At 68.4% G+C, this 23410-nt stretch carries 23 protein-coding genes; 8 read left to right on the plus strand and 15 right to left on the minus strand.

Going from position 1 to position 23410, the window contains the following annotated elements:
* Window positions 1–31 precede the first annotated feature (31 nt).
* From fabI to RS901_RS09745, 4 genes are all read left to right on the plus strand, one after another.
* Window positions 32–811, plus strand: a complete 780-nt coding sequence (fabI, locus tag RS901_RS09730) for an enoyl-ACP reductase FabI (protein WP_316153253.1) — start codon at window positions 32–34, stop codon at window positions 809–811.
* 88 nt (window positions 812–899) lie between these two features.
* Window positions 900–1694: a TOBE domain-containing protein gene (locus tag RS901_RS09735; protein ID WP_316153255.1), complete on the plus strand. Its 795-nt coding sequence runs from the start codon at window positions 900–902 to the stop codon at window positions 1692–1694.
* A gap of 96 nt (window positions 1695–1790) precedes the next feature.
* Window positions 1791–2390 carry a LysE/ArgO family amino acid transporter gene (locus tag RS901_RS09740; RefSeq protein ID WP_316153256.1) on the plus strand — a complete coding sequence of 200 codons (600 nt, stop codon included), beginning with the start codon at window positions 1791–1793 and terminating at the stop codon, window positions 2388–2390.
* Window positions 2391–2408: 18 nt separating this feature from the next.
* Window positions 2409–2948: a class IV adenylate cyclase gene (locus RS901_RS09745; RefSeq protein ID WP_316153257.1), complete on the plus strand. Its 540-nt coding sequence runs from the start codon at window positions 2409–2411 to the stop codon at window positions 2946–2948.
* Here the strand turns inward: RS901_RS09745 and RS901_RS09750 are convergent.
* From RS901_RS09750 to RS901_RS09765, 4 genes are all read right to left on the minus strand, one after another.
* Window positions 2918–3640, minus strand: coding sequence for an ATP-binding cassette domain-containing protein (locus RS901_RS09750; protein WP_035821992.1), 723 nt, complete (start codon window positions 3638–3640; stop codon window positions 2918–2920). The two genes, RS901_RS09745 and RS901_RS09750, sit on opposite strands and share 31 nt — an antisense overlap.
* 11 nt (window positions 3641–3651) lie before the next feature.
* Window positions 3652–4362: a molybdate ABC transporter permease subunit gene (gene modB / locus RS901_RS09755; protein WP_013955716.1), complete on the minus strand. Its 711-nt coding sequence runs from the start codon at window positions 4360–4362 to the stop codon at window positions 3652–3654.
* An 18-nt stretch (window positions 4363–4380) separates the two neighbouring features.
* A complete protein-coding gene (gene modA / locus RS901_RS09760) occupies window positions 4381–5154 on the minus strand; it encodes a molybdate ABC transporter substrate-binding protein (RefSeq protein WP_316153260.1) in 774 nt (257 codons plus the stop codon).
* A gap of 214 nt (window positions 5155–5368) precedes the next feature.
* The gene (locus RS901_RS09765) at window positions 5369–5563 is read right to left on the minus strand and encodes a DUF1059 domain-containing protein (protein WP_013955718.1); all 195 of its coding nucleotides are present in this window, start codon (window positions 5561–5563) and stop codon (window positions 5369–5371) included.
* Window positions 5564–5773: 210 nt separating this feature from the next.
* On the opposite strand from RS901_RS09765, the gene RS901_RS09770 reads away from it, so the two are divergent.
* Window positions 5774–6334 carry a nucleoside 2-deoxyribosyltransferase gene (locus RS901_RS09770; RefSeq protein ID WP_316153261.1) on the plus strand — a complete coding sequence of 187 codons (561 nt, stop codon included), beginning with the start codon at window positions 5774–5776 and terminating at the stop codon, window positions 6332–6334.
* A gap of 16 nt (window positions 6335–6350) precedes the next feature.
* Here the strand turns inward: RS901_RS09770 and RS901_RS09775 are convergent, their stop codons facing one another.
* The 6 genes from RS901_RS09775 to RS901_RS09800 all read right to left on the minus strand — a co-directional run bounded on the left by RS901_RS09775 (window position 6351) and on the right by RS901_RS09800 (window position 12926).
* The gene (locus RS901_RS09775) at window positions 6351–6956 is read right to left on the minus strand and encodes a PqiC family protein (protein WP_316153262.1); all 606 of its coding nucleotides are present in this window, start codon (window positions 6954–6956) and stop codon (window positions 6351–6353) included.
* Entirely contained in the window at window positions 6953–8617 is a 1665-nt protein-coding gene (locus tag RS901_RS09780; RefSeq protein ID WP_316153263.1) for an intermembrane transport protein PqiB, read from the minus strand. The genes RS901_RS09775 and RS901_RS09780 overlap by 4 nt, the downstream gene beginning before the upstream one ends.
* Window positions 8604–9356, minus strand: coding sequence for a paraquat-inducible protein A (locus tag RS901_RS09785; protein WP_316153264.1), 753 nt, complete (start codon window positions 9354–9356; stop codon window positions 8604–8606). The genes RS901_RS09780 and RS901_RS09785 overlap by 14 nt, the downstream gene beginning before the upstream one ends.
* A complete protein-coding gene (locus RS901_RS09790; RefSeq protein ID WP_316153265.1) occupies window positions 9353–10042 on the minus strand; it encodes a paraquat-inducible protein A in 690 nt (229 codons plus the stop codon). Before RS901_RS09790 ends, RS901_RS09785 begins: the two co-directional genes overlap by 4 nt.
* Window positions 10042–11199, minus strand: coding sequence for an AI-2E family transporter (locus RS901_RS09795; protein WP_316153266.1), 1158 nt, complete (start codon window positions 11197–11199; stop codon window positions 10042–10044). The genes RS901_RS09790 and RS901_RS09795 overlap by 1 nt, the downstream gene beginning before the upstream one ends.
* A 587-nt stretch (window positions 11200–11786) precedes the next feature.
* Window positions 11787–12926: an HPP family protein gene (locus RS901_RS09800; RefSeq protein WP_316153268.1), complete on the minus strand. Its 1140-nt coding sequence runs from the start codon at window positions 12924–12926 to the stop codon at window positions 11787–11789.
* Window positions 12927–13063: 137 nt separating this feature from the next.
* Between RS901_RS09800 and RS901_RS09805 the strand changes: the two genes are divergently transcribed.
* Complete coding sequence (locus RS901_RS09805; protein ID WP_316153269.1) at window positions 13064–14821, plus strand: chloride channel protein; 1758 nt, start codon at window positions 13064–13066, stop codon at window positions 14819–14821.
* 8 nt (window positions 14822–14829) lie between these two features.
* On the opposite strand, the gene RS901_RS09810 is transcribed toward RS901_RS09805, so the two are convergent.
* Window positions 14830–15249, minus strand: coding sequence for an Lrp/AsnC family transcriptional regulator (locus RS901_RS09810; RefSeq protein WP_316153270.1), 420 nt, complete (start codon window positions 15247–15249; stop codon window positions 14830–14832).
* A 162-nt stretch (window positions 15250–15411) separates the two neighbouring features.
* Here RS901_RS09810 and RS901_RS09815 point away from each other — a divergent pair, with 162 nt between their 5' ends.
* On the plus strand, window positions 15412–16290 hold the full coding sequence (locus tag RS901_RS09815; protein ID WP_316153272.1) for a dimethylarginine dimethylaminohydrolase family protein: 879 nt from the start codon (window positions 15412–15414) through the stop codon (window positions 16288–16290).
* A 35-nt stretch (window positions 16291–16325) separates the two neighbouring features.
* Entirely contained in the window at window positions 16326–17411 is a 1086-nt protein-coding gene (locus RS901_RS09820) for an ornithine cyclodeaminase (RefSeq protein WP_316153274.1), read from the plus strand.
* 46 nt (window positions 17412–17457) lie between these two features.
* On the opposite strand, the gene RS901_RS09825 is transcribed toward RS901_RS09820, so the two are convergent.
* The 4 genes from RS901_RS09825 to RS901_RS09840 all read right to left on the minus strand — a co-directional run bounded on the left by RS901_RS09825 (window position 17458) and on the right by RS901_RS09840 (window position 23295).
* Window positions 17458–18054, minus strand: coding sequence for a helix-turn-helix domain-containing protein (locus tag RS901_RS09825; RefSeq protein ID WP_013955733.1), 597 nt, complete (start codon window positions 18052–18054; stop codon window positions 17458–17460).
* A 489-nt stretch (window positions 18055–18543) separates the two neighbouring features.
* Window positions 18544–19863, minus strand: coding sequence for a sigma-54 dependent transcriptional regulator (locus tag RS901_RS09830; RefSeq protein WP_316153276.1), 1320 nt, complete (start codon window positions 19861–19863; stop codon window positions 18544–18546).
* Window positions 19853–21802, minus strand: a complete 1950-nt coding sequence (locus tag RS901_RS09835; RefSeq protein ID WP_316153278.1) for a sensor histidine kinase — start codon at window positions 21800–21802, stop codon at window positions 19853–19855. The genes RS901_RS09830 and RS901_RS09835 overlap by 11 nt, the downstream gene beginning before the upstream one ends.
* A 182-nt stretch (window positions 21803–21984) precedes the next feature.
* The gene (locus RS901_RS09840) at window positions 21985–23295 is read right to left on the minus strand and encodes a dicarboxylate/amino acid:cation symporter (protein WP_316153280.1); all 1311 of its coding nucleotides are present in this window, start codon (window positions 23293–23295) and stop codon (window positions 21985–21987) included.
* Window positions 23296–23410 lie beyond the last annotated feature (115 nt).

The raw sequence follows: 23410 nt of genomic DNA on the forward strand, positions 1-23410 counted from the left end.
CCGCATCCGGTTCGGTCCAACAGGAGCCGCCATGGTCAACGTATCCAATCCGCCGCTTGCCGGCGCCCGTGTGCTGGTGGCCGGCGTGGCCAATGCCGATTCGATTGCGTGGGGCTGTGCCAGGGCGTTCCATGAACTGGGCGCACAGGTCGCCATGACCTACCTGAACGACAAGGCCTACCCGCACGTGGCGCCGCTGGCCGAAGCCATTCAGGCGCCCATCCTGATGCCGCTGGACGTGGAAGACGCGCAGCAGATGACGGCGCTCTTTGCGCGTATCGAGAGCGTGTGGGGCGGTCTGGATTCGATGGTCCATTCGCTTGCGTTCGCGCCCAAGGCCGACCTGCAGGGCGGCCTGCTCAATTCGTCGGCACAGGGATTTGGGCGCGCCATGGACATCTCATGCCACTCCTTCGTGCGCATGGCGCGCCTGGCCGTGCCGCTGATGCCGCAGGGCGGCACGCTGTTCGCGATGAGCTATGAAGGCGCCAACCGCGTCGTGCCCAACTATGACCTGATGGGCCCGGTCAAGGCGGCGCTGGAAGCCAGCTGCCGCTACCTGGCGCACGAGCTGGGGCCGCTGGGTATCCGCGTCCACGCGATCTCGCCCGGGCCTCTGAAGACGCGCGCGGCCTCGGGCCTGAAGGACTTCGACCTGCTGCTGGCCGACGCCGCCGGGCGCGCGCCGCTGGGCGAGGTGGTCGACATCATGGACGTGGGCTTTGCCACTGCCTACCTGGCCACGCCGTATGCGCGGCGCATCTCGGGCAATACCGTCTATGTGGATGGCGGCGTGCACATCATGGCCTAGTGTCCTGTGCTGGACCGATCCGCAATTCGGATTACCATAGCCGTGTCTCGGACTCCATTGCGGTGCCGGCCACCGGCACCCGACATCCATGCTTGAACTCCAGGGAGCCATCTGGTTCCGCTCCGGCTCGCAAGACTGGGGCGGCAAGGACCGCATCGCGCTGCTCGCCGCCATCGGCGAACACGGCTCGATCACCGCGGCCGCGCGCGCGGTCGGCATCAGCTACAAGGCCGCGTGGGACGCCATCGATGCCATGAACAACAGCGCGGGCGAGCCGCTGGTGGTGCGCGCCGCCGGTGGCAAGGGCGGCGGCGGCACGAACCTGACCGCTCGCGGCGAGCAACTGATCCGCACCTATCGCGCGCTGGAAGATGAACACCAGCGCTTTGTCGCGCAGCTGTCGCGCCTGGGCGAGGGGGCGGCCGACGATATCCACCTGATGAGGCGAATGATGATCAAGACCAGTGCACGCAACAAGCTGTTCGGGCGCGTGGTCAGCGTGCGCGGCGGCGCGGTCAATGACGAGGTCGTGCTGGCGCTGCCCGGCGGGCAGCAGGTCGTGGCCACCATCACGCATGAAAGCGTCGAAACGCTGGCGCTGGCCGAGGGCGCGGAGGCGTTTGCGCTGATCAAGGCATCGTCCGTGCTGGTGGGGCTGCCCGATCCGGGGATGCGGCTGTCGGCGCGCAACCAGCTGCCGGGGGTGGTGTCGCGCGTGATGCCTGGCGCGGTGAACGCCGAGGTGGTGATCGAACTCGACGGCGGCGGTACGGTTGCGGCGATCGTGACCAATGGCAGTGTGGAGGCGTTGGGGCTGGAGGTGGGGGTGGCAGCGGTGGCGGTGTTCAAGGCGTCGAGCGTGATCCTGGGCGTAGTGGCGTGAGGTAGTCCTGTGGCAGGAATGGGAAGGTGGGCGGACATGGCGGCTGCCCCCGGCGTGCAATAATAGCCACCCAAAAAAACAGCCGTTCCACATCAAATGCACGCCGCCCTGGCCGGCTTCTCCCTCGGCCTTTCTTTGATTCTTGCCATCGGTTCCCAGAATGCTTTCGTGCTGCGTCAAGGGTTGCGGCGCGAGCATGTATTCTGGGTCTGCCTGGTCTGCGCTCTCTCTGATGCGCTGCTGATCCTGCTGGGCGTTTCCGGCTTTGCCGTGATGATCCGCGAGCTGCCCTGGCTGGGTGCGGCGATGCGCTATGGCGGCGCGGCTTTCCTGATCTGGTATGGCGCGCGCAGCTTCCTGGCCGCGTGGCGCTCGAACGCGGTGCTGGATCCCAGCGACGCCGCGCCGCGGCCGCTTGGGGCCACGCTGGCGGTGTGCCTGGCGTTCACCTGGCTCAATCCGCATGTGTATCTCGATACGGTGATGCTGATCGGCTCGGTGTCGACGCAGTTCGCAGGGAACGCGCGTGAGTTCGCCGCGGGAGCCATGACCGGGTCGTTCCTGTTCTTCTTTTCGCTGGGCTATGGCGCGGCGCTGCTGCGGCCGGTGTTTGCGCGGCCGCGCGCGTGGCAGGTGCTGGAAGTGGTGATCGGCATCACCATGTGGGTGATTGCCGCGCGGCTGCTGCTGGACTGACCGCAAGGAGAGAGACACATGCCAAGAAACGTCGAGATCAAGGCCCGCATTGACAGTATCGAAGCCGTGCTGCCGCATGCGGCGGCGCTGGCCGACAGCGGTCCCGAGTACATTCGCCAGGACGATACCTTCTTCCCCTGCGCCAACGGCCGGCTCAAGCTGCGCGAGTTCGCCCCCGACCGCGGCGAGCTGATCTTCTATGCGCGTGCCGACGAGGCGGGGCCGAAGGAGAGCTTCTACATCCTGTCGCCGACGCAATCGCCGGATACCTTGCGCGCGGCGCTGGCCGCGGCGCATGGCGAGGGCGGGCGGGTGCGCAAGCTGCGCACGCTGTACCTGGCTGGCCGCACGCGCGTGCACCTGGACCGGGTCGAGGCGCTGGGCGACTTCCTGGAACTGGAGGTGGTGCTGGCCGAAGACGAGCGCCTGGAGCACGGCGTGGCCGAAGCCCACGCATTGCTGGCGCAGCTGGGCATTCCCGCGTCGAACCTGATTGAAGGCGCCTACGTCGACCTGCTGCGCTCGGCTCAGGCCACGCGCGCCGACACCGGCGCGTAGACCGGCGGATGGTGACGGCTGGTGCCGCTGCCGAAGATGCGGCCCTCGCGGATTTCCAGCACGTGGTCGCCCAGCGCCTCGACATCGGCGGGATCGTGCGAGATCACCAGCATCGGCACATCCAGGCTGGCCTGCAGCGTGCGCAACTCCGCGCGCATGCGCGCGCGCAGCGCGGGGTCCAGCGCGGAGAAGGGTTCATCCAGCAGGACGATGTCGGGCTGCGCCACCAGCGCGCGCGCCAGTGCCACGCGCTGCTTCTGGCCACCGGAGATCTCCGCCGGGTAGTTGCCGACGATGTCGGCCAGGCCGAAGGCGTCGATCCAGCGCTGCGCTTCCGGATGCACGGCGCCGCGGCGCGGGTTGCGCCAGCCGCGCGACAGGCCGAAGCCGATGTTCTGGCCCACGTTCAGGTGCGGGAACAGCGCGTATTCCTGGAACAGGTAGGCCACGCGGCGCTCTTGCGGGCGCACGTCGATACCGGCGTCGGCATCGAACAGCGTGCGGCCGTTCAGCACGATGCGGCCGCTGTCTGGCGCCAGCAGGCCGGCGATGGCGCGCAGCGTCAGGCTCTTGCCGGCGCCCGAGGGCCCGAACAGCGCAATGCGCCGGCTGGCCGAATCGAAATCGATATCCAGTGCAAAGTGGCGGTCGGCCGAAACCATCTGCTTGCGGATGCTGACGTGCATGCTCATGGCGACTCGGCTTAGCGGATGCGCGGGCGCAGGCGCCGGCGTTCATAGAGTTCAGCGGGATTGCGCGTGGCGGCGGGCACCAGGCGCCCGGCGACCACCAGCAGCAGCACGCAGGTGACGGAGGTCACCAGCACCAGCAGGTTGGCGGTGTTGTCGTCGCCGGCCTGTACCGCCTCATAGATGGCGACTGACAGCGTCTGCGTGCGTCCGGGCAGGTTGCCCGCGATCATCAGTGTGGCGCCGAACTCGCCCAGCGCGCGGGCAAAGGCCAGCAGCACGCCGGCGATGATGCCGCGCGCGGCCAGCGGCAGCGTGACGCGGAAGAAGATGCCGGCTTCGGGCACGCCCAGCACGCGGGCGGCGTTTTCCAGCTGATGGTCCACGCCTTCAAAGGCGGCGCGCGCGGACTTGAGCACCAGCGGGAAGGCGACGATGGTGGAGGCCAGCACCGCGCCCTGCCAGGTAAAGACCAGTTCGATGCCCAGGCGCGCCAGCCACTCGCCGAAGACGCCACGGCGCCCGACCAGCACCAGCAGGTAGTAGCCCAGCACCGTGGGCGGCAGCACCAGCGGCAGCGTCAGCACCGCATCGACCACGTCGCGCAGCGGCGAGCGCCAGCGCGCCAGCGCCCAGGCCGCGCCGACGCCGAGCACGGCATTCAGCGCGGTGGCCCAGCCGGCCACCTTCAGCGACAGCAGCAGCGGTACCCAGACGGCGTCCATGGCGCGCGCAACGCTCCGTCAGGGCTTCTGGAAGCCGAAACGCGACAGGATAGCCTGGCCTTCCGGCGAGGCGACGTAGTCCACGAACTGCGCCGCTTCCTTCTGCTGGCGTGTCTGGCTGGTGATGGCAATGGGGTAGGTCACCGGCGTGCGGCTTGGCACGCGCACGGCCACCTTGACCTTGTTCGGCATCACCGCGGCGTCGGTGGCAAAGACGAAGCCGGCCTCGACCTCGCCGCGCGCGACGTAGTCCAGGCTCTGGCGCACGTTCTGCGCCGGCACGCCCTTGGCGGCCACGGCGTCCCACAGCCCGGCCGCTTCCAGCGCGCCGCGGGTGTAGCGGCCCACCGGCACCGAGGCCGGGTTGCCGTAGGCGACGCGCTTCACTTCCGGGCGCGTCAGGTCCTGCAGCGAGGCGATGGCCAGCTTGCTGTCCGCGGGCACGATCAGCACCACCTGGTTGGCGGCGAAGTTGCGGCGCGAGGCCGGCGCGATCACCTTCTCGGCCTCGGCCTTGTTCATCGCCTCCTGGTCGGCCGAGGCGAACACGTCGGCCGGCGCGCCCTTGATGATCTGCTGCATCAGCACGTCGGACGCGCCGAAGTTCAGCACCACGTGCGTGCCGGGATGGGCGCGCTCGAACGACTCGGCCAGCGACTTGAAGGCGTTGGTCAGGCTGGACGCGGCGGACACCACCAGGTCGGCGGCAAAGGCGGGCGGCGCGGCCAGCGCCAGCGTGGCGACGGAGGCGGCCAGCAGGAACCCGCGGCGGCAGGAACGGAAGGCAGACATCGGAATCCTCGGGAATCGGCCGGCCGGCGTGTGCGGCAAGGCCTGTGCGGGTGGACTGTCAGGCGCAATATACGTCTGTATATAGCGTTGCGTCAATGATGCGCCATGACCGCCATCATGGGTATTCGAAGTGGCTTAAGTGCTGTATCAGTGACCGCGAATGTGCCCTGGGGGAGGATGGGCTGGCACCTGCCCGGCGCCAGCCACGCCGGTTTCAGGCCGGCGGCATGCCTTCCTTGAACAATGACTTCAACTGGGTGCGCAGCTCAGGCGTGTCCTGATGCTGGTGCACCGCTACCGCGTGCTGGACCGCGGCTTCGAGCAGTTCGTCTTCGCTGTCGGCGCTCATTGCCACCGTGCAGTGGGTGTCGCTCGGGAACTCGCGGCAATCGATAAACTTGCGTGCCATGTTGCCTCCTGACGCCGGCCCGCAGAGTGGGCTGGAGCCGGTGCATCCAGTATAGGCACGCAGGTAGCCGTCTACACGCGCGTGGTCATCGGGAAGCCGCCCTGCGGCCAGCGCCCGGCGCGCATGAAGCGGTCGCCATGGGATGGTATCGCGCCCGCGGGCGGCGGGTTATGCTGCGATCCTGATCCCTGTTGCCACACTCCACGTGCCATGAAAACCATCTACCTGGCTGGCTTCGACGTCTTTCGCAAGGATGCGCGCGCCTGGGGCGAGCACCTCAAGGCGCTGTGCGCAGCGCACGGCTTCAGCGGCCTGTATCCACTCGACAAATCCGCGCCCGAAGGCCTGTCGGGCGCCGACACCGCGCGCTGGATCTATGACGCCAATCTTGCGCTGCTGCGGCGCGCCGACATGGTGATGGCCAACCTCGACGATTTCCGCGGGCCGGGCGAGCCCGATTCCGGCACGGCGTTCGAGGTGGGCTTTGCGGTGGCGCTGCAGAAGCCGGTCTGGGCCTACAGCGCGGATGCCGGCACGCTGCGCCAGCGCGTCACCGTAGCCACCGACGAGGACGGCTCGCCGCTGGATGCGCGCGGCTTCGTGGTGGAGGATTTCGGGCTGGGCCAGAACCTGATGCTGGCGTGTGCGGCGAAGCTGGTGCACGGTGGGGCGGCCGAGTGCCTGGCGGCGATGGCCGAGGCGATTCACCGGCGGGCCGCTGAAGCCGCCGCGCGCCGCGAGCGCGACACCGCGGTGTGGGGCGACGACTAGGGCCTGTGAACAGGCCCTAGGGCCGCAGCGACTGTACCCCGGCCGCGATATCGGCCGCCGTGCTGGCGACGATCTCGCGGTACGCCGCCACGACGCCATCGACCGCGCCGGGCGCCGGCAGCTCTGCCTGGGTGCGGCCGCTGACCACCTTGCCGTCCGGCAGCCGCCGCACGGTCCAGTTGATGGTGGCGCCGGCACGCTGGCCCACGTCGGCATCCAGGCGCAGCACTTCCGTGGTGATCCGGTACAGCGGCTGCACGTCCGACATCCCCTGCTGGTAGGTGTCGACCGCGCCCAGCGTGGCCTGCAGGCGTTGCGACAGCGCGTCGCGCAGCTCGTCGGGCAGCGGCGCGGACCAGCGCGCCAGATCCAGCAGGCGCAGGCCGGCGTCGCCGCCATCGCGAACCACCAGTTGCGGGCGGTTGAGCCGCTCCGGCACGCGCACCGGCGCGACTTCCAGCCATAGCGTGTTGGTCGATGCCGGCGTCGTCGTGGCCGGCAGCGGCGCGGCCGCGCCCTGCGCCAGCGTGTAGTAGCGCGGCTCGGGCGAGGCGCATCCGGCCAGCGCGGCCGCGACCAGCGCGCCGGCGACGAGGCTGGTGATAGTAAGGCGCTTCATCATTCTTGCTCCGGCTTGCCGCGCAGCAGCGCTTCAGGGTGGCGTTCCAGGTAATCGGTCAGCGTGCGCAGCGATGTGGCGGTGCGCGTCAGCTCCTGCAGCATGCGGCGCGTGTCCTGCTGCAGCGGTGCGTCCGAGGCCAGCGTGCCGTTGGCCGTGGTCAGGGTCTTGCGCGCGTCCTGCAGCGCGGCCAGCACCTGCGGCGCAACGTCGCCGTTGAGCTGCTGCACCAGCTTGTCGGCGGTTGCCAGCGTCTTGTTCAGGCTGGCCACCGTGGCGCGCAGGTCCTGGCCGATCTGGTCGAACGGCACCTTGTCGATGCGGTTGACGATGTCGCCTACCTGCGCCTGGATCTGGTCGAAGGTGCCTGGGGTAGTGGCGAACTCAGGAATCGGCGCGTCCAGGTCGACCTTGGCCGGCGGCGCCTTCGGGAAGAAGTCGAGCGCCACGTACAGCTGGCCGGTGAGCAGGTTGCCGGTGCGCAACTGTGCGCGCATGCCACGCTGCAGCAGGCCCTGGATGATCTTGCGCGCGCGCTCGCGGTCTTCGACATCGCGTTCGCGGAAGCCCATGCGCGACGGGTACAGCTCCACCACCACGGGCATGCGGAACGCCTTCTTGTCGCGCTGGTACTCGATGCCGATCGAACGCACCTGGCCCACGATCACGCCGCGGAAGTCCACCGGTGCACCCGGCGACAGCCCGCGCACGGACTGGTCGAAATTGAGCACCGCCAGCGTGGGCGCCAGTTCTTCCGGCTCCTTCATCGCCTCGGCCTGGTCGTTGGCCAGCAGGAACTGCGTGTTCTCGGCCGCGGCGTCGGTGGCGGTGGTGTGGTCCGGCGCCTGGAAGGCGACGCCGCCCAGCAGCACCGTCACCAGCGACTGCGTCGACAGCTTGAGCCCGCCGGCATCGAGCTTCAGGTCGACGCCGCTGGCATGCCAGAAGCGCGTGTCGGCGGTGACCAGCTTGTCATAGGGTTTGTTGACGAACACGCGCAGCGTGAGGTCGCGCCCGTTGGGGTCAAGCTGGTAGGCCACCACCTGGCCCACCAGCACGCGCCGGTAGTAGACCGGCGAGCCGATATCGAGCGAGCCCAGCTCGGAGGCGCGCAGTACGAACTGCTTGCCGGAGGCATCGGTGGTGACCGCCGGCGGCACCTCCAGCCCCTTGAAGTCGCGTGCGGATTCCTGCGACTTGCCCGCGTCCACGCCGATATAGGCGCCCGACAGCAGCGTCTCCAGCCCGGACACGCCGCTGGCCGCAAAGCGCGGGCGCACCACCCAGAAGCGGGTGTCGGCCACGGCGAAGTTCTCAGCGTCCTTGGTCAGGTCGATCGACGCCACCACGTGCGAGCGGTCGCGCGCCAGCCGCACTGACTTGACCAGCCCGATGTCGACGTCCTTGTAGCGCACCGCCGTCTTGCCGGGCGTCAGGCCTTCGGCGGTGCGGAAGGTGACGGTGATCTCCGGCCCGCGCGAGGTCAGCGTATGCACCAGCAGCGAGATGCCGACCACCGCGGCCACGATCGGGATCAGCCAGACCAGCGAGGGCAGCCAGCGCGCGCGGCGCCGGCGTTCAGGCCGCGGCAGGCCCGGCGGTGCCGGCGGTGCCGGCGGGGGCGAACCCGCGGGCGTGGTGGCTTGGTTGTCAGTGTCGGGCATTGTCGTCTTCCAGCGAATCCCACAGCAGGCGCGGATCGAAGCTGAGCGAGGCCAGCATGGTCATGACCACGACCGCGCCAAAGGCCATGGCGCCGCCGCCGGGGATGATGGTGGCAAGCGCCCCGGCCCGCACCAGCGAGGCCAGCAGCGCCACCACGAAAATATCGAGCATCGACCAGCGGCCGATCACCTCTACCAGCCCGTACAGCCGGGTTTGCTGCCGGATCCGCCAGGTCGAGCGGAAATGCACGGACAGCAGCAGGAAGGTGAGGATCACCATCTTCAGCAGCGGCACGATGATGCTGGCGATCAGCACCAGCCCGGCCAGCATGTGCGAGCCGGACAGCCACAGGTAGATCACGCCGGACAGGATGGTGTCCTGCTGCGTGCCGAGGATGGACTGCGTCACCATCACCGGCAGCACATTGGCCGGAATATAGAGGATAAAGGCGGCGAGCAGGAAGGCCCAGGTGCGCGCCAGGCTGTCGGGCTTGCGAAGGTGCAGGGTGGCGCCGCAGCGCGGGCAGGGCTCGCCCTCCAGTGTGCGCGGGCTGACCAGGTCGCAGGCGTGGCACGACAGCAGGCCCAGCCGGCTGGCGGTCGGGACTTGCGGCAGCGGGCTGCGCTCATCGTCGTCGGTGAGTTCGGCCACCACCTCGCGCGCCAGCTGGCGCGGGCGGGCCAGGCGGCCGCCTGGCTGGCGGGGATGCTGTGTCGGCCGTTGCGGCTGGTCCGTCATCGGCCTTCCTCGCCCGCGGCCGCGGCGTTGTCATCGGGCGTTTCCAGATGGCGCCACAGGTCGCGCGGATCGAACGACAGCATCGCCGCCAGCACGATCACCAGCGCCGCGAACGACCACAGCGCGACGCCGGGCAGCACGCGCGCCATGCTGGACAGCTTCACCAGCGTCACCAGCACGCCGATCATGAAGACTTCGATCATGCCCCAGGGCCGGGTCTGGCGGATGCCGCGCACGATGCGGTCGAAGCCGGCGGGCATGCGGTGCTGCGCCATCGGCACCAGCAGGTAGGCCATCATCAGCATTTCGGCCAGCGGGAACAGGATGGTGGTGGCGAACACCAGTGCCGCCACCAGCCCCATCTTGTCGGTGTACAGGGCCTGCACGGCGCCGAGCAGCGTGGTCTGGGTGCGGACCCCCTGCAGGTCCATCTCGACGATCGGGTAGGCGTTGGAAACCAGGAACAGGATCAGCGCGGTGATCACCAGCGGCAGCAGCCGTTGATACTGGCGGCGGCTTTCGCGGTAGAGCTGGCCGCCGCAGCGAATGCACAGCGCGCGCTCGCCGGGCGAGATCGGCGTGCGTTCGTAGACCGCGTCGCAGTATTCGCACGCCACCAGCCGGTGCAGCGCGGCCGGCGAGAGGTCGGGGGTGGCGGGCGCGCTGGCCGCGTCGTGTCCTGCCATCAGCCGGGGTGCTTGCCGGTCGTGGCCGGCGGGACGTCGGGGTTGTCGACCACGGCCGGCGCCGGCGGTGCGGCCGCCAGTGCCTCGCCCTGCTTCAGGTCATGATTTACTTCTGCCTGCGAGCCGATGGTCCAGTCGCGCAGCAGCGCATAGGCCACGGCCAGCAGCGTCGGGCCGATGAACACGCCCAGGAAGCCGAACGCCAGCGCGCCGCCGAGTACGCCCAGCATGATCCAGATCAGCGGCATGCCGGTGCCCTTGCTGATCAGCAGCGGCTTGACGATGTTGTCAGCCATGCTGACCACGCCCACGCCCCATATCACCAGGAAGACGGCCCAGCCGGTGGCGCCGGTGTGGTACAGCCACAGCGCGGCCGGCAGCCACACCAGCGGCGGGCCGACCGGGATCACCGACAGGAAGAAGGTCACGAAGCCCAGGATGGCCGCGCCCGGCACGCCCGCGATCCACAGGCCGATGCCGGCCAACACCGCCTGGATGAAGGCCGTGCCCAGCACGCCGTAGACCACGCCCTTGACGGTGCTGCCGGCCAGCTCCAGCAGGTGGTCGGCGCGCTCGCCGGCGATGCGGTGCATGCCCGCGCGCAGCCAGGCAATGGCAAACTCGCCGCCGGTGTAGAAGAAGAATGCCAGGATGATGGACAGCGCCAGCTGGCCCAGCCCGGCGCCGATCGACAGCCCGGCGCCCAGCACCACGTGGCCAACCGGGGCGATCAGCTTGCGCAGGTTGGCGACCATCTCGGAATCGGCATTGATGACGCTGTTCCAGGAGTTCTGCAGGTAGGAGCCGACATAGGGCAGGCTGCTCAGCCAGGCGGGCAGCTGCGGGATGCCATGTTCCATATAGCGGTCGACCAGCGCGGACAGTTCGTCCAGGTGCGCCGAGAAGCTGGCGCCGGCGTAGACGAACGGACCCAGCACCACCACGGTGGCGAGCAGCACGCAGATCAGCGCCGCCAGGCTGCGCCGGTTGCCCAGCCAGCGCGACAGTACCGTGTAGGGGTACCACGAGCTGAAGGCCAGGATCGCGCCCCACAGCAGCGCGGTGGTAAACGGCGCGAGCACCAGCAGCGAGCCGCCGATCAGCACGATCAGCGCGAAGACGGCTGCGATTTTCTCAATTAACTGGCCGGAACTCATGGTTGGCTCTCCCTGGGCCCCGCCGGTGTGACGGGAACGGCGTAAATATAGCCTACGTTGGGTGGGGCGATGCGGAAGGGGGATGGTGGGTTAGTCGTCACTATGGCGGTGGGCCGCTGCATGCGGCGTGTTCCCCTGGTTGGGGGCACAGTGCCATAGGTTTGTGAAGGTGGATAGCGGGTGGGTGTTTGGCTTCTTGCCAGCGGTCGGTATGTGGCGCTTGGTGGGCGTGGCTGTTTCGCCGGCGTAGCCGGTGAGTCACTTTTTGTCCGAGCGACAAAAAGTAACCAAAAAACGCGTCGCCTATGCGGCTGGCAATCAATTTCACGGCGTTGGTGGTTCGCACGGTGGTGCTTGCCGTTTGGGCGTGGTTGCCCGTTCGGCCCTGCTACGCCATGTGAGTCAGAGATAGTGCCTGCGTTAACCCACTATTGAACGATCCCCATGCAGGGTGTAGGCCGCCTGCTGCCAACCGTATCGCGGGGACGCCTAGGGCTGCTGCGCAGGCTCAAGGTGCGCTGATGGTCATTGGGCGCTTGCGCGGAGCGCAGCCGAAGGCGTGTTGATGCGATGTCCGTGGATAGCCCTCAATCCGGCACCGCCATGATCCCACTCTTGAGCAACGCGGCAACCAGATCAGACTGCGTCACCATGCCAACCACGCGGCGCTGATCATCGATCACCGGCGCGTGGTGCAACCCGCCGTCAGAGAAGGCCTGTGCCAGTTCCACCATCGGCTGGTCGGCACGGGCAGTCACCACCGCGCGCGTCATCAGGTTGCGCACGGTACCAGCCAGCCGCCGCGCACCGGTATCACGCTGCGCTGCAAAAAAGTCGCTCTGGGTAACGATCCCCACCAGCCGCCGGGTGGCGTCCACCACCGGCAGCGCCTTGATGCGGTGCCGCGACAGCAGGTGCCCGGCCTCATGCGCTGGCTGGTCCGGGGTCACCATGATCACGTCGCGCGACATGATCTCGCCGCACAGCACGTTGCCGAAGTGGCGCCGGTAGGCGCGCAACTGCGCGGCCACGAGGATCTGTTCGAGGTCGTCTTCTTCGATATCCAGGAATTCGCCGCGCACCTTCAGCGCAGCATCGAGGTCGGCGCGGGTGACGCCCACGCGCTGGGATGGCGGCACGTCCTTGGTCCCGTGCTGCATGGCAGGCTCGGGCGGGCGGTGCGGGTAGCGCCGCCGCGACAGGTTGTTGAAGGCAAGCGCCATCATCAGCAGCAGCATCGAATTGAACAGTACCGGCACCGCAACAAAGCCGAAGCCCAGCGCACTGACCGCCGGTCCGCCGAATACGGCGGTGATGGCCACGGCGCCGCTGGGCGGGTGCACGCAGTGGAACTGGAACATCAGGGCGATGGCGATTGCCACGGCGACAGCTGCGGCCAGGCCAGGGTCCGGGATCCAGCGCGCGCACGCCACGCCGATCACCGCGGCAATCAGGTTGCCGCCAATGATCGACCAGGGCTGTGCCAGCGGCGATGACGGCACGGCGAACAGCAGCACTGCGGAGGCCCCCATCGGCGCGACAAACCAGGGATTGAAGCCGCCCAGGGTCTGGTGGCTAATCCATTCAGTGCAGATCAGGCCCAGCAGGGCGCCCAGGCAGCTCTTGAAGCGCTCCTTGCGGCTGGCGGGGACGGGCAGCGGAACGAATGTGCGCAGCCATGCACGGGCATTCTGCGCCAGGGCGGAGACGGCGGGGGCGGTTGGCATTCTTGTGACGGGGGCGCTTTGGAATGGTGCGCGTAATATATCACGAGGTGATATATTTGGCCGCCTTTGGTGCAGTGCATCCCAATCGTGGGGCATGGCGCACCGCACAAGAGCGCATAAGAGCAAGGAGGCCCCCAATGTCGTCTGTTATGCCGGTCGAGAAACGCGACTATGCCGTCAATCGCCGCCTGCTGATGCTGTCCGTGATCGCGCTGGGCATCGGTGCGCTCAGCACCGTGGCGGCGGATGTGCTGGTGAACCTGATCCGTTTCTTCACCAACCTGTTTTTCTACCAGACACTGTCGCTGGCCGAGCGCTCGCCCGCCAAACATGCATTGGGTGCGTGGGTGATCGCGATGCCGGTCATCGGGGGGCTGATCGTCGGACTGATGGCGCGCTACGGCAGCGACAAGATCCGTGGCCATGGCATTCCCGAGGCGATCGAGGCGGTGCTGTTCGGCAAGAGCAAGATGTCGCCGCGAGTGGCGGTGCTCAAGCCGCTGTCGTCCGGCATCGTGATCGGCAGCGGCGGGCCGTTTGGCGCCGAGGGGCCGATCATCATGACCGGCGGCTCGCTGGCGTCGCTGCTGGCGCAGTACCTGCACCTGACCGCGGGCGAGCGCAAGGCGCTGCTGGTGGCGGGCGCGTGCGCGGGCATGACCGCGATCTTCGGCACGCCGGTGGCGGCGGTGCTGCTGGCGGTCGAGCTGCTGCTGTTCGAGCTGCGCCCGCGCAGCCTGCTGCCGGTGGCGCTGGCCTGCGCGGTGGCGGGGTTCCTGCGGCCGCTGTTCTTCGAGGCCGGTCCGTTGTTTCCGCTGCAGACGGCCGCAGCGGGCACGCCGGCGCTGCTGTCCTGTGTGCTGGCTGGCCTGCTCTGCGGCGTGCTGGGGGCAGGGCTGACGCTGGCGCTGTACCGCACCGAAGACGCGTTCTCGCGCCTGCCGCTGCACTGGATGTGGTGGCCGGCGCTGGGCGGGCTGGTGGTCGGCATCGGCGGCTACTTTGAGCCGCGCGCGCTGGGGGTGGGCTATGACGTGATCGGCGACCTGCTGAACAACCGCATCGCCATCGAGATTGCGCTGGCACTGCTGGCGGTCAAGGCCGTGATCTGGATTGCGGCGCTGGGTTCGGGCACCTCGGGCGGCGTGCTGGCGCCACTGCTGATGCTGGGCGCGGGCCTGGGCGTGGTGCTGGCGCCGTGGCTGCCGGGCGGCTCGCCGCAGCTGTGGGCGCTGGTGTGCATGGCCGGCGTGCTGGGCAGCGTGCTGGGCGCGCCGCTGACGGCGATCGTATTCGCCTTCGGGCTCACGCACGACACGCAGGCGCTGCTGCCGTTGCTGCTGACCACGGCGGTGGCCTACGGCTTTTCGGTGCTGACCATGAAGCGTTCGATCATGACCGAGAAGATCGCCCGGCGCGGCCTGCATATCTATCGCGAATACGGTGTGGATCCGCTCGAGCGCGCCCATGTCGACGAGCTGATGACACGCGAGGTGGTTGCCATCGACGCCGAGCTGCCGGCGGCCGAGGCGATGGTGCGCTACTTTGGCGAGCATGCGGCCCATCGTGCCTACCCGGTGGTAGCCGAAGGGCGCGTGCTGGGCATGCTGGAGCGCGCTGCGATCCGTGGCCTGGCCGCTGGTGAGATCCCGTCCGGCATGCGTTGCCGCGATCTGCTGAGTGCGCCGGCGCATGTGCTGCTGCCTGGCCAGACGGCACGCGCCGCCGCGGGCCGCATGGCCGCGCTGAGCGTGGCGCGCCTGCCGGTGGTGGAAAGCGCCGAGACCATGCGCCTGGCCGGCATCCTGTCGCTGCGCGACCTGCTGCGTCCCAGCGGCAGCGTGTTCCACGAGGAATCGCGGCGCGAGCGCCTGCGCGGCCGCGCTGCGGCCTGAACGGGTTCCTATTTGTAGGTCGACAGCAGGATGCTGGTCTCGGTGGCGCTGATGCCGTCGATCAGCCGGATCCGGTCCAGCGTGCGGTCGAACGCTTCCAGCGTATCGGCGCGCAGCTCGGCAATGATGTCCCAGCGGCCGTTGGTGGTGTGCAGGGCCTGCACATTGGGTTCGCCGCGCAACGCCTGCAGCACGGTGCGGGCCTTGTTGCCTTCCACGGCGATCGTCATCCAGGCGCGAATGCGGTGCGCTTCGGCCTCGGGCCGCAGGCGCACCGTGTAGCCAACGATCACGCCTTCCTGTTCCAGCTTGTCGATGCGGTTCTGCACGGTCGCGCGCGACACGCGCAGCGCCTGCGCCAGCGCCGTGACCGGCATGCGCGCGTCGTCGCGCAGGAGGGAAATCAGCTGGTGATCGGTGGCATCCATGGGGTGGGAAAACGGCCTTTGCAAAGCGCCAGCATGGGCTGGCATTTTGATAAATGGCTCGCGCAAATTGCGCAAGTTGCTGGCTATTAGTTAACACCAGCTTGCCCGAGAATTCAATCAACCGATTGATTTCCCAATGCCTGCCATTAAAAAGGAGCCGCCGTGACCCACACCCCAACGATCCTGCTTGTCGAGCCGACCTTCTACGACGTGTCGTACAGCATCAATCCGTGGATGGATCCGGCTGCCTGGGCGCGCGACCCGCACGGCATGCACCGCAGCGCCATGCAGTCGTTCGACGCGCTGCGCGAGGCGCTGGGCCGGGCCGGCTTTGCGGTGGAGGTGGCCCCCGGCGCGCCGGGGCTGCCCGACATGGTGTTCCCGGCCAACGCCGCGGTGGTGCTCGATGGCCGCGCGCTGCTGGCGCGCTTCCGCTACCCGCAACGTCGTGGTGAAGAGGCGCCGTTCGCCGACATCTTCGGCACGCTGCGCGAGCGCGGCCTGCTCGACGAAGTCGCGCTGCTGCCCGAGGGCTGCTTCCAGGAAGGCGCGGGCGACTGCATCTGGGATGCGGGCCGCGGCCACTTCTGGGCCGGGTTCGGTCCGCGCTCGTCGCATGAGGCGGCCGTGGCGGTGTCGGACTACTTCGGCAAGGACGTGGTGGCGCTGGAGCTGGCCACCGAGCAGAGCTACCACCTCGACGTCTGCTTCTGCCCGCTTTCCGGCGGCGAGGTGCTGTACTACCCGCCGGCCTTCAGCGAAGCGGCGCTGCGCGAGCTGCGCGCGCGCGTGCCGGCGCGGCTGCGTATCGAGGCCAGCGCCGACGACCTGCGCCACTTCAGCGTCAATGCCGTCAACCTCGATGACCAGGTGGTGATGACCCGCACCACGCCGCACCTGCGCACCGAGCTGGGCCGGCGCGGCTACCAGCTGCATGAGGTCGACCTGTCGCCCTTCATGCTGTCCGGCGGCGGCGCCTATTGCATGACGCTGCGCCTGGATCGCCGCAGCGGGCCGGGCATTGCCGCGGTCGCGGCCTGAGCGCAGGCACCGCACCAACAGCCAAGGAGACGGTCATGAAAAGCACCGCCCGATCCCTGTTCCTGGACGCCAGTGACGTGGCCCGGCTGGTGGCCGCCATCGGCCCGCAGGCCGCCATCGTGGACCTGGCCGGGCAGGTCCGGCAGGCCTTCCTGCGCTGGCACGACTTCGACAAGTCCGCGCGGCTGGCGAGCCATTCCGCGCGTGGCGTGATCGAGTTGATGCCGGTCAGCGACGGCATCCAGTATGCATTCAAGTATGTGAACGGCCATCCGCGCAATGCGCAGCACGGCATGCCGACGGTGATGGCCTGCGGCTTGCTGGCCGAAGTGGAAACCGGCTTCCCGCTGATGCTGGCCGACCTGACGCTGGCCACCGCGCTGCGCACCGCGGCCACCTCGGCGCTGGCGGCACGCGCCATGGCGCGGCCCGGTGCGGCGACGATGGCGCTGATCGGCAACGGCGCGCAGGCCGAGTTCCAGGTGCTGGCCTTCCAGGCGATGCTGGGCGTGCGCGAGATCGCCGCTTATGACATCGATCCGGCCGCCACCACCCGGCTGATGCGCAACCTTGCTGGCGTACCCGGTCTTTCGATCCGCCGTGCCGAATCGATCGAGGCCGCGCTGGCCGGGGCGGACATTGTCTCCACGGTCACCGCCGACAAGACTCGCGCCACCATCCTCACGCCGGAAATGGTGCGGCCTGGCATGCACCTTAATGCGGTAGGCGGCGACTGCCCCGGCAAGACTGAACTGCATCCCGATATCCTGCGCCGCGCGCGCATCGTGGTGGAGTACGAAGCCCAGACACGCATCGAAGGCGAGATCCAGCAGTTGCCGGCCGACGCTCCGGTGACCGAGCTGTGGCAGGTGCTGGCTGGCCACGCGCCCGGCCGCGCGGCGGCGGACGAGGTGACCGTGTTCGATTCGGTTGGCTTTGCGCTGGAAGACTACGCCGCGCTGCGCTGGCTCTACGCCGCAGCGCAGGCGCACCGGGCGGGCAGGGCGGTTGAACTGGTGGCGATGCCGCCGGATCCGCGCAACCTGTACGGGTGGATGATGGCGCAGGCCGACGGCAACGAAACGGGGCTGGCGACGCCCAGGCAGGCGGCAGTGGCCTGAGGCCGCAGGCGATACCGGGGCCGGCATGGCCCCGGTGCAGCCGTGCTCAGGCGGTGCGGCCCATCATCAGCTGGGCGCGCAGGAAGCCCTTGACCTCTTCCAGCGACGGCGTCTTCAGGAACACCATGATGCCCCAGTGCTGCAGGGCATCGGCCACGCCTTCATAGGCCTGGCGGTTGGTGATCACGGCGAAGATCACGTGCTGGCTGGCAAAGAAATTCTGCAGCTTCTCGATGGTGGCCGATTCGGCGTCGTTCAGTTCGTCGACGTAGTACAGCACCACGCGCGGATGCTCGCTGACCGAGGTGATGACGGTATCCAGCACATCGTCGACCACCACGCTCTTGAGCGGCAGCCCCCACTTGGCAAGCTGGGCGTGGATGCGCTGCGCTTCCTGGTGGTTGGGGTGGAACACCACCAGGTCCAGGCCGTGCGGCGACGCCGATTCCGGCCCGATGCGCGTCGCCAGCAGGCGGTGCACGGTTTCCTTGTGGATGCGCCGATGGCCGCCGTTGGTCTTCCAGGCACCAAGTTCGCCGCGCTCGACCATCTTCTGGACGGTGCCCAGAGAGACGTTAAGCAGTTTTGCCGCTGTACGCGTGCTGTAATAAGGCTTTTCAGCCAGTGCCGGATCCAGTTTCATCCCATCACCCGTAGTCCTGAAGGCAGCCGCGCCGGGATGGCGCCCGCGGCGCCAGGCACAAGCGCCGCGCGGTTGTCACTGCCAATGGTTGACTGACCCTGAGTCCTGGCCCGCTCCCCCGCCGGCCGGACGGCTTTCTTTATAAATTTGTTATTTCTTTCATTTCCAGCCGATCAGCGACTTTCTGGACATATTGAATGTCTGGGACCCTGATCTGCTGGAAGCCAATAATATGCCGCAAACGCCAATCGATCTGTAAGAAAAAACATAAATCCATCGCGTATTGGTTGTTTAACGCACATTGGTGCTTGCAGGCAGACACGACAGTAACGCAGACATTGATCTGCAGGGGTGGTTCCCCATGATTGGGCACAGCGTCTGAAGCATCCGCTGAATACAGCGGCCGCTTCAGAGTTCTGTCGTGACGTGACAGATCTGAGCGGCATGGCTGCTGTCCGCGGTTCACGGTCCGCGCTTCACCGCGGCACTTCACAGCCCGTGCTTGCGCACCTTATCGAACAGCGTGGTCTTGGCCACGCCCAGGGCTTCGCTGGCGCGGCTCAGGTTGCCGTCGTGGCGGCGCATGGCATCGGCAATCAGTGCGCGCTCGAATTGCTCGACCGCCTGCGCCAGCGGCAGGGCTTCGGGAGCGGTGGTGCCATGGCCGGGGTTGCAGCCCAGCCCCAGCACATGGCGCTCGGCCAGGTTGCGCAGCTCGCGCACATTGCCGGGCCATGGGTAGGCTACCAGCGCGGCCAGCTCGGCCGGGGTGGCAGGAACAGCCTCGCGGCTGAAGCGCAGCGCGGCCTGCGCGACAAAATGTTCGAACAATGCCGGCACGTCTTCGCGCCGCTCGCGCAGCGGCGGCAACTCCAGCGTGATCACGTTCAGGCGGTAGTACAGGTCAGCGCGGAACTGGCCGGCATCGGAGAGCGCGCGCAGGTCGGCCTTGGTGGCAGCCACCACGCGCGTGTTGACCGGCACCGGCTGGTTGGAGCCAAGCCGTTCCACCACGCGTTCCTGCAGCACCCGCAGCAGCTTGATCTGCAGCGGCATCGGCATGCTCTCGATCTCGTCGAGAAACAGCGTGCCGCCTTCGGCGTGCTCGATCTTGCCGATGCGGCGGCGCGCGGCACCGGTGAACGAGCCGGCTTCATGGCCGAAGATCTCGCTCTCGAACAACTGCTCTGGCAGGCCGCCGCAGTTGATGGCAACAAAGTTGCGCGCGTGGCGCTGGCTGGCCTCATGCAGGCAGCGCGCCACCAGCTCCTTGCCGGTGCCGGTCTCGCCGTGGATCAGCACATTGGCGTCGGTGCCGGCCAGGTCGGCGATCAGGCGGCGCAGCCGCTCGACCGTGGGCGAATGGCCGATCAGGTGGGCTTCCAGCTTCTGACGGCCCGCCAGCCGTTCTCGCAGTTCTGACACTTCCAACGCCAGCCGGCGCTGCTCCAGCGCGCGGCGCGTGGCGTCCACCAACTGCTCGGGCGAGAACGGCTTTTCCAGGAAGTCGTAGGCGCCTTGCTTCATCGCCTGCACCGCCAGCCCCACGTCGCCGTGGCCGGTGATCATGATCACCGGCAGGGCCGGGTCGCGCTCGCGCAGTTGCGCGAGCAGCGCCATGCCGTCCTGGCCCGGCAGGCGAATGTCGCTGACGACCACGCCGGCATAGCCCGGTCCGGCCTCGCGCAGCGCGGCCTCGGCGCTGCCCACGCCGCGCGTGGCAATGCCTTCCAGGCGCAGCGCCTGCTCGCAGCCCAGGCGCACGTCGGCATCGTCCTCGACGATCAGTACGGTCAGGTCAGCCGGCATGCTTTGCGTCCTGTGGGTTGGCGTCCTGCGGCGCCAGCGGCAGCACCAGCGTGAAGCAGGCGCCGCCGTCCGGGTGGTTGGCGGCGGACAGGCTGCCGCCGCTTTCATTGAGGATGCCGGCCGACAGCGTGAGGCCGAGCCCCAGGCCTTGCCCGGCGGGCTTGGTGGTGAAGAAGGGCTCGAACAGCCGTGCGAAGGCTTCCTCGGACAAGCCGGCGCCGTTGTCGCGCACGGTCAGGTGGACCATGGCGCCCGCCACGTGCGCGTGCAGCGCAATGCGCGGCGCGGACTGGCCGGCGACGGCATCGAGCGCGTTGCCGAGCAGGTTCACCAGCACCTGTTCCAGGCGGTTGGGATCGCACACCACCGCCAGCGTCGGATCGATATCGCGCTGCAGCGCGGGCTGGACCGCGTCCACGCGCGTCTGCAGCAGGAACAGCGCGTTGTCCACCGCTTCGGCCAGCCTGGCCAGGCGGCGGCCGTTGCCGGACTTGCGTGCAAAGGACTTGAGCGCGCCGGTGATGCGGCCCATGCGCTCGACCAGCCCGATGATGGTGTCGAGGTTGGCGCGCACGGTGGCGTAGTCGCCGCGCTCGAGGAACTTGCCGGTATTGCCGGAGATGGTGCGCAGCGCCGCCAGCGGCTGGTTCAGCTCATGCGCGATGCCGGTCGACATCTGGCCCACGGCGGCCAGCTTGCCGGCCTGCAGCAGCCCATCCTGGGCCTGGCGCAGCACGGTCTCGGCACGGATGCGTTCGGCTACCTCGGCCTGCAGGCGCTGGTTGGAGGTGGACAGGTCGGCGGTGCGGTCGGCCACCTTGCGCTCCAGTTCGCTGTTGGCCGCCTCCAGCGCCGCGCGCGCCGCCAGGCGCTCGTTGACGATGCGCCGGCGCACGTTCCACGCCGCCCCCAGCAGCAGCACGAAGGCGGTCAGCACGCCGGCCAGCGCCGCCGTGTTGAGCGCGGCCACGCGCGCCTGCGAGGTATTGGTCAGCAGCGTCAGCTGCCAGTCGGTGCCGGGCAGCGCGGCATGCTGCGCCAGCATCGGCGGGCCGCGGTGCAGGCGCACCAGTTCGTCGCTGCTGCTGCCGCTGCCGTTGTTCAGCTTGCGCACCAGGGCCAGCGGCAACTGCGGCAGCGGGGCGCGGTTGTACTGCAGGCTGCGCGTGAGCCGCTCGCGCGCCTCGGGTGACAGGGGGCGCAGCGCGGCGAGCTTCCACGACGGGTCCGAGGCCAGTATCACCACGCCGTTCTCGTCGGTCAGCAGCATCTGGCTGTCGGCGCCCTGCCAGCGGTTCTCCAGCGGCTCCAGGCCGATCTTGACCACCGCCACGCCGACCGGGTTGTCGCGCTCGCCCAGTGGCGCCGACAGGTAGTAGCCCGATTCGCTGCGGGTGGTGCCCACGCCGTAGAAGCGGCCCAGCTGGCCGTCCATGGCCGACTGGAAGTACGGGCGGAAACTCAGCGCTTCGCCCAGGTAGCTGTCCGGGCGCTGCCAGTTGCTGCTGGCCAGCACCTTGCCGTGCGCATCCAGCACATAGATCACGCGCGTGCCGGCGCGGGTATTTAGGGCGCTCAGGTAGTCATTGGCGCGTGCCGCGCGGGCGGCGTCGTCCGGGCGCAGCAGCAGCGCGGCGATGCGCTCGTCCAGCGACAGCAGGCCGGGCACGTAGTCGTAGTGGGCCAGCTCGCTTTCCAGTGCCTGCGTGTACAGCCGCAGCTGCACCTGGCCGCGTTCGGCCTGGCGCGCCAGCGCGGTGTCGTAGCTGTAGCGGTAGCCGAGCGAGCCCGCCAGGCCCACCAGCACGGCCAGCGCCAGCAGTGCGAGCAGCGGGGCGAGGCCGCGCAGGCCGTGAGGCAGGCGCGAGCCGGCGGGTGCGGCGAACGCAGGTGCGGTGGCGCGGGTGGTATCGCCGGGAGGGTGTAGCGGACCGGTCATCAGGTGGTGGGTGAGGCAGGTGGCAAAGCCGCCGCGCGGGCAGGACGGGCGGGGGCCGGCGGGTGCCTACTTTTACCACACCAGGGGGGCAGTGCCACGCCAGAATGCAAAAAGGCCCGGTTGCCGTATCAGCAACCGGGCCCGAGGGCCTGAACAGGCCCTGGCACGCCTGGCGGACGGTATTACTTGCCCGCGAGGACCTGGGCAGGTGCCAGGCCGGTGGTGGTATCCGCGGCGGGTTCATCCTCCTCGGACGGTACCGGCGCGCCGATGGCGCCTTCGCTTTTGGCGACGACGGCAGTGGCAATCGCATTGCCAAGCACATTGGTCACGGTGCGACCCATGTCGAGTACGTGGTCGATGCCCAGCACCAGCAGGATGCCGGCTTCCGGCAGGCCGAACATCGGCAGCACGGCGGCGACCACCACCAGCGAGGCGCGCGGCACGCCCGCGATGCCCTTGCTGGTGACAAGCAGGACCAGCAGCATGGTGATCTGCTGGGTCAGCGACAGCTGGATGCCATACACCTGGGCCACGAACAGCGCGGCAAACGAGGTGTACATGATCGAGCCATCCAGGTTGAACGAGTAGCCCAGCGGCAGCACGAAGTTGGTGATGCGCTCCTTGACGCCGAAGTGGGTCAGCTGGTCGATCACCTTCGGGTAGGCCGATTCGCTGCTGGCGGTGGCGAAGCCGATCATCAGCGGCGCGCGCATCAGCTTGAGCAGGCGGAACACGTCGCGGCCCAGGAAGAAGTAGCCGCCGGCGATCAGCGCCATCCACAGCAGCGCCAGCGCCAGGTACAGGCTGCCCAGCAGCTTGGCGTACACCACCAGCACGCCCAGGCCCTGCGCGGTGATCACCGCGGCGATCGCGCCGAACACGCCCACCGGGGCAAACGCCATCACGTAGTTGGTGACCTTCAGCATCACCGTGGCGAGGCCCTCGATGCCTTGCAGCACGGGCTTGCCCACGCCGTCCTTGACCGTGCCCAGCGCAAAGCCGAAGAACAGCGAGAACACCACGATCTGCAGGATCTCGTTGTTCGCCATGGCCTCGACAAAGCTCTTGGGGAACATGTGGGCGATGAAGTCGCGCAGGTTCAGCGCGCCGGTCTTCAGGTTCGAGGCAGCGTCAGCCGGCGGCAGCGGCAGGTTCATGCCGTGGCCGGGCTCCAGCAGGTTGGCCATCACCAGGCCCAGCAGCAGCGAGGTGATCGAGGCGCCAACGAACCACATCATCGCCTTCAGGCCGATGCGGCCCACGGCGCGGCCATCGCCCATGCTGGCGATGCCGGCCACCAGCGTGGCGAATACCAGCGGGCCGATGATCATCTTGATCATCCGCAGGAATACGTCGGTCAGGATGGACAGGTGGTCCGCAATCGATTTGGCGGTGGCGGCGTCCGGCGCCATGTTGTGCGCGGCGGTGCCGACCAGCACGCCTAGCAGCATCGCAATGAAGATCAGGGTGGGCAGTCGATTCAGTTTCATCGTGGATCAGGCCTCTGCGTCCGTCTCCTGTGGCAGGGACGGGCGTCTGTGTATTGCAGGAAGGCTGGGCGGCGATGTCGGGGCGCCGGGCCGGCCTTGTCGTGGTTCAGCGCGG

Source organism: Cupriavidus sp. BIC8F (assembly GCF_032465815.1).
Lineage (GTDB): Bacteria > Pseudomonadota > Gammaproteobacteria > Burkholderiales > Burkholderiaceae > Cupriavidus > Cupriavidus necator.

What these genes read in the sequence shown, in the direction of transcription:
- fabI (WP_316153253.1), top strand. Translation starts at nt 32, where the DNA reads ATGGTCAACGTATCCAATCCGCCGCTTGCCGGCGCCCGTGTGCTGGTG.
- RS901_RS09735 (WP_316153255.1), top strand. Translation starts at nt 900, where the DNA reads ATGCTTGAACTCCAGGGAGCCATCTGGTTCCGCTCCGGCTCGCAAGAC.
- RS901_RS09740 (WP_316153256.1), top strand. Translation starts at nt 1,791, where the DNA reads ATGCACGCCGCCCTGGCCGGCTTCTCCCTCGGCCTTTCTTTGATTCTT.
- RS901_RS09745 (WP_316153257.1), top strand. Translation starts at nt 2,409, where the DNA reads ATGCCAAGAAACGTCGAGATCAAGGCCCGCATTGACAGTATCGAAGCC.
- RS901_RS09750 (WP_035821992.1), bottom strand. Translation starts at nt 3,640, where the DNA reads ATGAGCATGCACGTCAGCATCCGCAAGCAGATGGTTTCGGCCGACCGC.
- modB (WP_013955716.1), bottom strand. Translation starts at nt 4,362, where the DNA reads ATGGACGCCGTCTGGGTACCGCTGCTGCTGTCGCTGAAGGTGGCCGGC.
- modA (WP_316153260.1), bottom strand. Translation starts at nt 5,154, where the DNA reads ATGTCTGCCTTCCGTTCCTGCCGCCGCGGGTTCCTGCTGGCCGCCTCC.
- RS901_RS09765 (WP_013955718.1), bottom strand. Translation starts at nt 5,563, where the DNA reads ATGGCACGCAAGTTTATCGATTGCCGCGAGTTCCCGAGCGACACCCAC.
- RS901_RS09770 (WP_316153261.1), top strand. Translation starts at nt 5,774, where the DNA reads ATGAAAACCATCTACCTGGCTGGCTTCGACGTCTTTCGCAAGGATGCG.
- RS901_RS09775 (WP_316153262.1), bottom strand. Translation starts at nt 6,956, where the DNA reads ATGATGAAGCGCCTTACTATCACCAGCCTCGTCGCCGGCGCGCTGGTC.
- RS901_RS09780 (WP_316153263.1), bottom strand. Translation starts at nt 8,617, where the DNA reads ATGCCCGACACTGACAACCAAGCCACCACGCCCGCGGGTTCGCCCCCG.
- RS901_RS09785 (WP_316153264.1), bottom strand. Translation starts at nt 9,356, where the DNA reads ATGACGGACCAGCCGCAACGGCCGACACAGCATCCCCGCCAGCCAGGC.
- RS901_RS09790 (WP_316153265.1), bottom strand. Translation starts at nt 10,042, where the DNA reads ATGGCAGGACACGACGCGGCCAGCGCGCCCGCCACCCCCGACCTCTCG.
- RS901_RS09795 (WP_316153266.1), bottom strand. Translation starts at nt 11,199, where the DNA reads ATGAGTTCCGGCCAGTTAATTGAGAAAATCGCAGCCGTCTTCGCGCTG.
- RS901_RS09800 (WP_316153268.1), bottom strand. Translation starts at nt 12,926, where the DNA reads ATGCCAACCGCCCCCGCCGTCTCCGCCCTGGCGCAGAATGCCCGTGCA.
- RS901_RS09805 (WP_316153269.1), top strand. Translation starts at nt 13,064, where the DNA reads ATGTCGTCTGTTATGCCGGTCGAGAAACGCGACTATGCCGTCAATCGC.
- RS901_RS09810 (WP_316153270.1), bottom strand. Translation starts at nt 15,249, where the DNA reads ATGGATGCCACCGATCACCAGCTGATTTCCCTCCTGCGCGACGACGCG.
- RS901_RS09820 (WP_316153274.1), top strand. Translation starts at nt 16,326, where the DNA reads ATGAAAAGCACCGCCCGATCCCTGTTCCTGGACGCCAGTGACGTGGCC.
- RS901_RS09825 (WP_013955733.1), bottom strand. Translation starts at nt 18,054, where the DNA reads ATGAAACTGGATCCGGCACTGGCTGAAAAGCCTTATTACAGCACGCGT.
- RS901_RS09830 (WP_316153276.1), bottom strand. Translation starts at nt 19,863, where the DNA reads ATGCCGGCTGACCTGACCGTACTGATCGTCGAGGACGATGCCGACGTG.
- RS901_RS09835 (WP_316153278.1), bottom strand. Translation starts at nt 21,802, where the DNA reads ATGACCGGTCCGCTACACCCTCCCGGCGATACCACCCGCGCCACCGCA.
- RS901_RS09840 (WP_316153280.1), bottom strand. Translation starts at nt 23,295, where the DNA reads ATGAAACTGAATCGACTGCCCACCCTGATCTTCATTGCGATGCTGCTA.